Here is a 10,099-nt window from a genome sequence, read left to right on the forward strand (position 1 = left end):
GGCCTCTCTGGGTGCAGGGAAGAGCGGGCGGCGGATGCGTTCATCCGCCGCCCGCCCAGGTCGGGAATCGCTACGGGGTGCAGGCCACCAGGTCCTGCACGCCCGCGGAAAGGGACGCGGTTCCACCGAGCAGGGTGACCTTCGTGGCCCCCAGCTCCTCGATCTGCGCCAGCGTCGCCGCCGGGACGCAGTCCGTCTTCACCGTGAACAGCGGCGCATCGATCCGCGGTCCGTAGGCCGAGCCCGAGAGGGCGTCGGAGAACTTGAGGCCCGTGGCCAGCAGCACGTGGTCGGCGGTGTCGAAGAAGTGATCGTTGATCGACCTCGATGCCTCGTACCGGTCAGCTCCACCGAGGCGGACGGTGTCGGCGATCGCCGCCGCATCCGCCTGGATGCCTGCGGAGACGGACGCCTCGCCGCCGGCGATCGCGATGCTCTTCACATCGAGATCGGTCAGCAGCTTCTTCGTCGCGGCGTCGAGCGATGCGGATGAGCCCTTCACCAGGATCACCGGACCCTCGCCATCGATCGCAGCACCCGCCGACAGGGCGTCGGCGAACGTCGTGCCCGCCGACAGGACGGCGGTCGGGGCACCCGAAGGGAAAGCGGCCTTCGCGATGTTCCGCGACGCCTCGTACCGGTCAGCACCACCGATCCGGGTGACCGTGCCGAGCTTCGCGAGCGACGCCTCGACGTTGGCCGACACCGTCGCGGTCCCGCCCACGATCACGATCTTGGTAGCACCGAGCCGCTTGATCTCAGCTGCGACACCTGCAGGCAGGTCGGCCGTGGTGGTCAACAGGATCGGCGCCCCGGCGACCGTCGCCGCGGGAGCTGCGGAGAGCGCATCCGGGAACACAGCTCCCGAAGCCACATAGACGGTCGACGACCCGGAGGCGAACCCGGCCTTCGACGTGTTCACCGCGACCTCGTACCGGTCCGCACCCGCGATCCGATCCACCTCGACATCAGGCTCCGGCTCAGGCGTCGGCTCCTCGCGGACGATCGAGATGCGGTACTCCTCGGCGGTGGTGTGGTCCTGCGCCAGCGACCGCAGCACGACCGCCGTGGGGGCGTCACCCGGAGCCACGGCCACCGAGCGGGCCACCGTGTCGTCGATCAGGATGCCGTCGACGTAGACGAGGCCGCTCGGCACCGCCGGGTCGGCGTCGAGCGAGACCGAGGTCGCGCCCTCCGGCACGGTGATCGTGTAGTCGTTCACGCCGTCGGCGAGCGCCGGGGCGAGCGTGCCGCCCTCGACGCGGAGCGCCGCGAGGCCGGCATCGGTGCCGAACGCCGTGGTGGTCGTCGTGTAGACCCCGAACACGCCTCCGACGTAGCTCGTGCCGTTGCCCTGGAAGCGCACGGTCACCACCGGGATCTTCTCGCCGTCGGCATCGAGCACGTAGGCGCCGTTCTGGTCGCGCTTGTAGCTGTCGGCCTCCTCGAGGCCCGCGAGCACGGCCGCCGGGATCTCGTCGTACTGGATGTACCAGGTGTCCGAGCCCTGCGCGTTCGAGACGCGCTCGGTCTTGAGCTTCACGTCGTTGAGGTAGACGTCGAAGGTGCGCCCGTCGTCGCCGCCGTAGTAGCGCACGCCGAGGTAGTTCTTCGGCGCATCCGGATCGACGATCATGTCGTACTGGAAGTACGCATCCGTCGCCCGCTCACCGTCGCGGTAGCCCTGGCCGCGCCAGACACCCGTGCTCGACTTGTTGAACTCGTAGTTCTTGTCGGCCTCGCTGTTGTTGTTGTCGAACGAGGTGAGCGAGTCGGTCGTCATCTCGGCGATCCGCAGCTTCTCCTTGTCGCTCAGGATGAGCGCCTGCGCCTCGGCCGAGTCGGGCTCGATGAGGTTCAGGTAGATCGCGTATCTAGCGTTGTAGAGGTTGTACCAGGGGCGGAACACGAGCGCCTCGGAGGCCGGATCGGCGTTCTGGAGCCCGAACCGCATGGTCGACGTGCCGTTGAGGTCGGCCCCGTCGTCGAGCCGCACGAGGTTCTCGGCGATGGCCGCCTTCCAGGCCTCGGTGTCGGCCACCACGATGTTGTCGTTGACCGACTTGTCGGCCACGCTCATGCGCACCAGCACTCCGGCCACGTAGTCGGCGTCGACGTTGGTGCGGTTGAGCTCGGTCGCCAGCAGCACGGGGCCGTATCGGAACGCCACCCAGTCGGGGTTCTCGGTGCCGTCGTCGACGGTGACCGCGGCGGGCAGCGTGTACTGCAGGCTGTCCCCCGCGCTCACCGGCACCACCACGTAGCCCTCGCTCGTGAGCGCCGCGACATCCTGCACCACGCCGTTGACGCTGAGCGACGGGGTCGCCGAGGCCCAGCCGGGCACGCGGAGGCGCAGCGTCGTGCCCTCGGGCAGTGCGCCGCCGTCGATGCTCTCGACGGTGAAGCCCACCTCGGGGTCGGCCGGCACGTTCGCTGTCTGCGTGAGCCTGAGGTTCTGCGGCTCGGAGGTGAACACCGTCGAGCGGAACATGTTCACGTAGACCGTCTCGTCCTTGCGGAAGTAGATCGAGTCGCCGAGCTTGGTGAAGCTCTCGGTGGCGGTGCCGTGGTCGCACCAGAACTCGTCCTCGGGAGCGCCGAACACCTTGGCGTACCCCGCCGCCATGGGCTGGAAGTAGGTCATCATGCCGGTCTCGGGGTTCTGCTGGGCGAGGATCGTGTTGATGTAGGTGTTCTCGTAGAAGTCGGCGTACTTCACATCCGGGTCGAGCTGGAACAACCCGTGCGTGAGCTTCAGCATGTTGTACTCGTTGCACACCTCGGAGGTGGAGTTCTCGCCGTAGCCGGAGGTGACGCCGTTGGTGGCGCGCTCGTGCAGGGTGTCGGCGCCGTGGAAGTGCTCGGACTGGCTGTTGCCGCCGTTGGCGTAGGAGTGGTCGTCGACCACCATCTGCCAGAAGTTCTCGGCCGCGGTGCGGTACATGCCGAGGTCGTCCTTCTCGGCCTGGGTGAGCGTGGCATAGAGCCGCGGGTTGTCGGTGAAGACCGTGTAGCGCTTCAGCGCACCGATGAGCTTCGGGATGGTGGTGTTGGCGTGACGGCCGTTCAGCACGTCGTTGCCGGCCGCGAGCTCGCGGAACAGCGACACCTCGTCGAAGTACTCCGCCGCCCGCTTGTGCACGGGGTTCTCGGTGAGGGCATAGAGGTTGTACAGCGCCTCGTTCATGCCGCCGTACTCGGTGTTGAGCATGCTCCCCGGATCGGCCTGACGCGACGCCCAGCCCTGCAGCCACGTACCGAAGCCACTGGCCACCTTGAGCGCTTTCGCCGAGACCTCGGGGGTGCCGAGCTCCTCGGCGTCGAGGAGGCCCGCGAGCACCTTGTGCAGGTTGTAGAAGGGCACGAGCAGGCCGTCGCGGCCGTGCGGCAGGTAGCTCGCCGGGAACGGGGAGACGTAGCCGGCGTTCGCCGGATCCTTGGCCGCGTAGGCGGTCTGCGCGCGCTCGAGGCCGTCGACCGCTGCGGTGAGCTTCTCGAGCAGCGCCGTCTTCTCGGTGGGGTCGGTCGAGGTCGAGTAGGCCTGCGAGAGCGCTGAGATGAACTGGCCGAAGAAGTGGCCCTGGAACCGGGTGCCGCTGGTGCGCTCCCAGCCGCCGTAGGGCTCGGCGGTGGGCTCGAGGCCCGCCTCGGTGTAGAACCCGGTGAGGAAGCGCTCGGGATCGAGGGTCAGAAGGTAGTCGACCATCTTCTGGTTGCCGTTCACGAGGTACGGATCCTCGAGCAGCACCTCGCTGAGCTCGGTGTCGTCGATGTAGATCGACTCCTGGGTGCCCTGGCCGGCCACGGTGACCGTGTACGCCTCCGAACGCGTCTCGCTGCCGCCGAAGCGCGCGGTGGCCGTGAGGGTGACCTCGACGTCTCCGGATGCGGGGCGCGTCACGTGCGCGAGGGTCCCGTCGACCTCGATCACCTCGGGGTCGGACGACTCCCAGGTGAGGTCGGCGCCGTTGGGTGCGACGGCGGGGAGCGGGAAGTCGGCGGTTGAGCTCGCGGGCACCGAGAGGGAGTCGAGCGCGCGCTGCGCGAGCGCCGCGGGGTCGAACGCGGGGTCGGTCTCCTGGGCGAGCGCCACGACGTCGGTCGTGGAGGCGACGGCCTCGTAGAGTCGGTAGTCGTCGAGCAGGCCCTTGACGTGCGATCCGTTGTAGGTGGGGCCGTTGAAGCCGAGGGTCTTGGTCGAGGTGGCTTCGGAGCCGAGCACGCCGGTCGAGAGGCCCGAGGCCGGGAACTTCACCGTGGAGGGCTGGAGCTCGCCGTTGCGGTAGAAGGCCACCGCCTTGGTGGCGGGGTCGTAGGTCGCGACCACGTGGGTCCAGGCATCGGCCGGGAAGAAGTCGGCCCGCGGGGCGTCGACCGCGACCTGGTAGGGCTGCGATCCGCCCGGGCCGATCGAGAGGGCGAGCGGGGTGCTGTCGCTCGCGGAGGTGAGGTACCAGCCGTCGGAGTTGTAGACGGTCTTGCTCCAGCTGAAGACCTGCTCCCCCGTCATCGCGCCGCTCGGCTTGAACCAGAACGACGCCGTGAGGCTCGAGGGCTGCAGGTAGGCGGGGGTGCCGAGCGAGATGGCGCTCGAGCCGGAGAAGGCGAAGGCCTCGCCCCGTGCGCCCTCGGAGAAGGCGGCGTCGCCCTTCTGCATCGTCACGGCGGTGCCGCGCGGGCCGGAGTCGGCGAGATCGCCGTCGAAGCGGAGGTCGAGCACCTTGGCCGCTTCGAAGGCGGCGTCGATCGCCGCGAGGGCGTCGGGAGCGGGGGCGGTGGCGACGAGGCCGCCGGCGAGGACGAGAGGGGCGGCGGCGAGGGCCACCATCCGGAGGAGTCGAGGCATCGTTGTCTCTCTTGCTGCTGTATCGGGTGCTGGACGGGCACTCAGCACGACGGCGTCGTGTGAGCGCTCACAAGCGATTGAGACTCAAAGTAGGGGCTGGCTGGGAGAGTGTCAACGCTCTCGAATATGTTGTGGAAATCGCTAAATGTGAACGCTCACATGGCGGCGCTAACAGGGGCCATACTGCTCAGTGGCGAGCACGACCCCGGGTGCCCGCCGCCGATCGCGACCTCCCGACGCGATCGGCACCTCTCAGCCCGAGGAGGACCGCAGTGCCGATGAGCGACGTCGATCGCCTGGACAGACTCCCGACGATCCCGGGCCGGCGGGCCTATTTCCGCCAGTCCGACGTCTCGTACTTCATCTCGGCCCTCGGGCCGGAGGAGTGGATCGTGGGGCTGGTGATCACCGGTGAGACGGTGGCCGTGCTGACCCCGCTGCCCGACGGCGGGTTCGAACTCACGGGGCCCGGGATCCAGCTCTCCGGCGAGAGCTGGCTGCTGCTGCTTGCGCGGCTCTGATGCCGAGACGGCGCGTCAGCGGCTTCCGCCCGCCGCCACCCGGGCGATGATCCCGTCGATGCGGCGGCGCTTCTCCTCCGGGTCGCTCACGGCGAAGACGGGCGCGTCGCCCTCGGTGACGCCCCACGGCACGAGCACGTCGAAGTCGAGGTCGCGCACGAGGGCGAGACTCTCGAGGTAGGAGTCACGGAGCGCCGGGTCGAGCACCACGGCCTTCCAGACACCGTGCTCGATCCAGATGAAGTCGCCGGTGAAGAGGAAGCGGTGGTTTCCGTCGTCCCAGAGGAACGAGCACGTGCCGGGCGTGTGCCCGGGCGTCGGGATGACCTCCAGGTCGCCGTCGATCAGCTCCCGCCCCTCGAAGACCCCCGCGATCTCGAGGTCGGCGCCCACCTCGGCCCGGTCGGCGCCGTGCATCCACATCGGCACCTCGAGCGCGGGGCGCCCGTACATCGACTCGTGCGCGTGGTTGACCAGCAGCCTCGCCGGCGCACCGAGCTCCCGGATCGCGTCGGCCGCCTCGCTCACGCCGGGCGAGTTGTAGACGATGACGTCGCCGGTCGGCCGGCGCAGCACGTACGACCGCAGGAGCACGTCGTGCTGGTAGGGCAGGCGGGACGCAGGGGTGGCCAGCAGTCCCTCGAACGGCGACTCGAGTGCGCTTCGATCCGTCACGGCGTCTCCTTCTCCTCGGCGAGGCTCTGAGGCCACGCTAGGAGCTGAAGTGCGGTCGAGGTCAAGCGGTCGAGTTCAAGCGGGCTCAGCCGGCGATGGCGGCCTCGGGCTCCGGGATGATGCGGAGGTCGCCGCGGTCGGCGGTGGCCGAGAGCTGGTTCAGCCACTCCCGGTTGAGCGGCCGCCCGTCCGGATCGTCGAGGCGGAACCGGAGCGGGATGCTCGGCGCGAGCCAGATCGTCTCCCGGCCGCTGCCGGTCGAGGCCGCGCGGATCCAGGACAGCGTGAAGCACTCCTGCCGGCGGAGGCGACCGAGGATGACCACCTTGAGGTGGGCCAGCGTGCGGTCGTCGATCTCGATGCCGTGCGGGTCGTCAGCGTAGAGCAGGACGCCCACGACTGGTGTCTTCTGTTCTGGTGACGGCTGAACGATGGAGCTCGTCCCGCTCGCGGGACTTGCTCTCGAGGAAGTCGCAGAGGAGGGAGGCGGTCTTGAGCTCTTCGCTGAGCAGCAGGAGCTCGAGGGAGTCGACCGTGATGTCGACGTCGGTGCGTGTCAGGGTGATCACGAAGCGCGACGCACCGGCCGAGGCCGGCTCGAGGTAGAGCTCGGTGTCGATTCCGCGCGGTCTCAGCACGACGAGTCCGGTGTCCTCGTCGAAACCGTCCTGGCGCAGCACCTCGATGGTGCTCGAGGTCGTGTGGGCGGCCGTGAACTCGGCGACCCACCTCGAGAGGAGGGTGTGGGTGCGGTACGGCATGAGGTGCTCCACTTCGTGACGCACCCGCGAGGTGCGCTGAAGCCATTGCAGCGCACCACGCCTCTGCTCTGCTGGGATCTGTACCGAAAACGCGTCGGAGACCGTCAGCGGGAAAGCGTGCGGCGGGGGTACTCCCCGAATCGGGCGACGTACGCGCCGGCGAACCGGCCTGGGTTCGTGAACCCCCACCGCGAAGCCACCTCGGCGACGGTGCTGTGCTCAGGGGCCAGGTTGGCGAGCTCGGCCCGCACCCGGTCGAGGCGGATGCCGCGGAGGTACTCGGTGGGGCTCACCCCGAGCTGCCGCTGGAAGGCCTGCTGCAGGCTCCGCGGCGACAGCCCCACGTGCTCGGCCACGACGCTCGTGCTGAGCGGCTCGTGGGCGTGGGCGTGCAGGAAGTCGACGGCCTGGCGGAGCCGGTGGTTGCGCGGCAGCAGCAGCTCGGGCGGCAGCACGGTGGTCTCGTGCGGGAAGGTGTCGAGCAGCGTCACGGCCGTACGGCGGGTGAGCTCGGCCATCTGCAGGGCGGTCGGCGCCTTCTGCAGGATGTGGAGGGCTGTCTCGTCGACCACCGTCTTCCAGCGCGCGAGCGCCGCCGGCGCCGGTTCGGCGGTGTGGTCGAAGCGGATCGGCGCCTGCAGCGCGTCCTCGTGCTCTGCGGCGACCTGTTCGAGGAATCCGGCCCGGAAGTGGATGAGGCTCTGCCGGTAGTCCTTGAACTCGAAGGCGAACGGTCGCCCCGTCGGGAACATCGCCGGGCGGCCGAGGGTGAGCTCCGTCTCGTCGCGCCCGATGTCCATCACCCCGGAGCCGCCGAGGATCCACGACACCACGTACTCGTTCTCGGGCTGGATGGAGCCCTGGATCGAGCCGAGGAACATCGACGACCGCAGGGTCATGTTCTCGTCGCCCGCCACGGTGTACCGATAGGCGAAAGACTCGTCGCTGAGCTCCGCGACGAACCCCGATCCGGTGTAGTCGTCCTCGTACATGGCGCGGGCCTCGTCGAGGTCGCGCCCGCCCATCCCCGCCCGGGAGACGGAAAGTTCCTCACTCATCGAGACGAATCATGACACACCGGGGGCGTGGAGTCAGGCCCCTTCGGATCCTCGGCCGGCTCCCGAACCCAGGAGCCTCGTGAGCGTCCTCGTGAGCGGCCGTTCGAACGACACGGGCACCCGCGCCTCGACGACCTCACGGGCCTCCAGCTCGAGCCTGACCACCTCGTCGTCGAGGTGCGTCTCCCACGAGAGCACGTGCTCGAACTCCACCGAGGTCCACGCTCCGGCGCCGGATGCCCGCACCACGACGCGATCGCCGAAGATCACCACGGAGTCGTCGCAGGCGAGGGCGTCGGAGTGGCACTGGAACACGATCGCCCCGTCGTCCAACCAGGGAGTCGCTGCTTGGAAGTCGCCCCATCGCCACGATCCTGAGGGTGCGCTCGAGGTGGACACCACGATCCCCTCCGACGAACCCCCGGCAACCCGTCACCCCCACCCTGCACCATCGGCACCGCGAGGCGCACCCCGAGCCGCACCGTGAGGCCCGAAACCGCGTCCGCACCGGATGCCCGTGCGTCGATATGCTTCGGAGACCACCAGGGGGAGAATCATGTTCAAGCGCGGGACGAAGACGACCGACGGATCGATGACGGGTGCCGGGGCGCACCAGCTCGACGAGGAGAAGACACGAGGGCTGAACCGGCGGGCACTGCTCGGCCTCGCCGCCGCCGGTGGGGTGGGAGCGGCGCTCAGCGCCGGCAACCCCGCCGCCGCCAGCGCCGCCGTGCGTGGTGCCGCGTTCGGGTCGGTTCCGGCCGCGCCCGCCCACGCGCCGTCGGCCACGACCGCCGTGAGCCTGGTGCCGTTCCCGCAGCAGGACGACCTCAACTTCCAGACCCTCTTCAACTACGGCGAGATCGCCTACCGCTCCGGCGAGGCCGGCGAGGTCTCGGTCGCCGTCGCCGCGGTGCAGGCCGCGATCACGGCGGCGGGCACGACCGCCATCCCCGCCTACCAGCCCTACAACGCCACCTTCGAGGCGCTGGCCGCGAGCACCAAGGCCGAGGCCGACGCCGAACTGGCGGCAGGCCGTCTCACGACCGCGCGCGACCGGTACCTGCGGGCCGCCGCCTACTACAACAGCGTGATGTACTTCATCACCGGCGGCGACACCCCGGGCCGCGAGGGCGAGGTCTACGGACTCATGCAGGCGTGCTGGGCCTCCGCCGCCGCCCTCCTCGAGCCGGTCTTCGAGCGCGTCGAGATCCCCGCGATCGTGCGGTTCCCGAACAAGGACGGCGTCGTGAGCACCCGCTCCGTCACCCTTCCGGCCTACTGGTCGCGCGCCGCCGGCGAGGGCCGGCCCACCGTGATCGTGAACAACGGCAGCGACGCCCAGCTCATCGACACGTACTCCTTCGGGGGCGCCGCCGGCGTCGACCGAGGCTACAACGTGCTCATGTTCGAGGGCCCCGGCCAGGGCACGCTCCTGTTCGAGCAGGACATCCCGTTCACCCCCTACTGGCAGGACGTCGTGACTCCCCTGGTCGACTTCATCGTCGCCCAGCCGGGCGTCGACGCCTCGAAGATCGCCCTCACCGGCTGGAGCTTCGGCGGTGCCCTCGTGATGCGCGCGGCCGCCGCCGAGCCCCGCCTCGCCGCGGTCGTGGCCGATCCGGCGTTCTACGACGTGGGGGCCGAGTTCGACGAGCTCAAGAACGCCGTCATCGGCGCCTTCGGCAGCTTCAGCAACGAGAACTGGGCCGAGCTCTACCAGTACTCGGACGTCTACGGCCCCATGGGTCAGCTCTCGCTCAACTTCCTCGTGAACAAGCGCGGCGAGATCTTCTCGTCCGAGATCCACCAGCTCGCCCTCACGAAGACCTTCAACACCGACATCGTGGGCATGCTCGACCTCATCGCGACCTACGACGTGACCCAGGAGCAGTTCGGTGCCATCACCGCGAACGCCCTCCTCGTGCGGTACGCCACCGACCAGTTCGCGCCCGAGGACCCCTCCCCCCAGGTCGCCGCCTGGCTCACGAAGGCCGCGTCGGTCGAGCGCCTCGTGCTCACGCCCGAGCAGGGCGCCGACCAGCACTGCTCCCCCGCCGCGCCCCAGGTGCGCAACGAGGCCGTGTTCGCGTGGCTCGACCGCGTGCTCGCCGTGGCGCCGGCGCCGGGCCCCGTGCCGGTTCCCATCGTGCCTCCCGCCCCGCCCGCTCCCCCGGTGGGGCCCGCAGGCAGCGGCGAGCTGGCCGCCACGGGAGCATCGGCATCGGCCGCACCGGT

General features: G+C 69.6%; 8 protein-coding genes. 2 read left to right on the forward strand and 6 right to left on the reverse strand.

What is annotated here, in order from left to right; genetic code table 11:
- Positions 1–70: 70 nt before the first annotated feature.
- Positions 71–4,846 carry a beta-L-arabinofuranosidase domain-containing protein gene (locus Q0D57_RS11225; protein WP_291043311.1) on the reverse strand — a complete coding sequence of 1,592 codons (4,776 nt, stop codon included), beginning with the start codon at positions 4,844–4,846 and terminating at the stop codon, positions 71–73.
- 278 nt (positions 4,847–5,124) lie between these two features.
- On the opposite strand from Q0D57_RS11225, the gene Q0D57_RS11230 reads away from it, so the two are divergent.
- Positions 5,125–5,367, forward strand: a complete 243-nt coding sequence (locus tag Q0D57_RS11230) for a hypothetical protein (RefSeq protein ID WP_291043314.1) — start codon at positions 5,125–5,127, stop codon at positions 5,365–5,367.
- A 15-nt stretch (positions 5,368–5,382) separates the two neighbouring features.
- Here Q0D57_RS11230 and Q0D57_RS11235 read toward each other — a convergent pair whose 3' ends face one another.
- From Q0D57_RS11235 to Q0D57_RS11255, 5 genes are all read right to left on the reverse strand, one after another.
- A complete protein-coding gene (locus tag Q0D57_RS11235; RefSeq protein WP_291043316.1) occupies positions 5,383–6,042 on the reverse strand; it encodes an MBL fold metallo-hydrolase in 660 nt (219 codons plus the stop codon).
- 85 nt (positions 6,043–6,127) lie between these two features.
- The gene (locus Q0D57_RS11240; protein WP_291043318.1) at positions 6,128–6,439 is read right to left on the reverse strand and encodes a hypothetical protein; all 312 of its coding nucleotides are present in this window, start codon (positions 6,437–6,439) and stop codon (positions 6,128–6,130) included.
- Complete coding sequence (locus Q0D57_RS11245) at positions 6,417–6,803, reverse strand: hypothetical protein (protein ID WP_291043320.1); 387 nt, start codon at positions 6,801–6,803, stop codon at positions 6,417–6,419. Before Q0D57_RS11245 ends, Q0D57_RS11240 begins: the two co-directional genes overlap by 23 nt.
- 104 nt (positions 6,804–6,907) lie before the next feature.
- Complete coding sequence (locus Q0D57_RS11250) at positions 6,908–7,861, reverse strand: AraC family transcriptional regulator (RefSeq protein WP_291043322.1); 954 nt, start codon at positions 7,859–7,861, stop codon at positions 6,908–6,910.
- Positions 7,862–7,894: 33 nt separating this feature from the next.
- Positions 7,895–8,194, reverse strand: a complete 300-nt coding sequence (locus Q0D57_RS11255) for a hypothetical protein (RefSeq protein WP_291043324.1) — start codon at positions 8,192–8,194, stop codon at positions 7,895–7,897.
- Positions 8,195–8,417: 223 nt separating this feature from the next.
- Between Q0D57_RS11255 and Q0D57_RS11260 the strand changes: the two genes are divergently transcribed.
- The coding region (locus tag Q0D57_RS11260; RefSeq protein ID WP_291043326.1) for a prolyl oligopeptidase family serine peptidase at positions 8,418–10,099 on the forward strand (1,682 nt) is incomplete at its 3' end.

This window comes from Herbiconiux sp. (assembly GCF_023264895.1).
Taxonomy (GTDB): Bacteria; Actinomycetota; Actinomycetes; order Actinomycetales; family Microbacteriaceae; genus Herbiconiux.

Bases quoted from the DNA above. Each gene is read 5' to 3' on its own strand.
- Q0D57_RS11230 (WP_291043314.1), top strand. From the start codon at position 5,125: ATGAGCGACGTCGATCGCCTGGACAGACTCCCGACGATCCCGGGCCGG.
- Q0D57_RS11250 (WP_291043322.1), bottom strand. From the start codon at position 7,861: ATGAGTGAGGAACTTTCCGTCTCCCGGGCGGGGATGGGCGGGCGCGAC.
- Q0D57_RS11225 (WP_291043311.1), bottom strand. From the start codon at position 4,846: ATGCCTCGACTCCTCCGGATGGTGGCCCTCGCCGCCGCCCCTCTCGTC.
- Q0D57_RS11245 (WP_291043320.1), bottom strand. From the start codon at position 6,803: ATGCCGTACCGCACCCACACCCTCCTCTCGAGGTGGGTCGCCGAGTTC.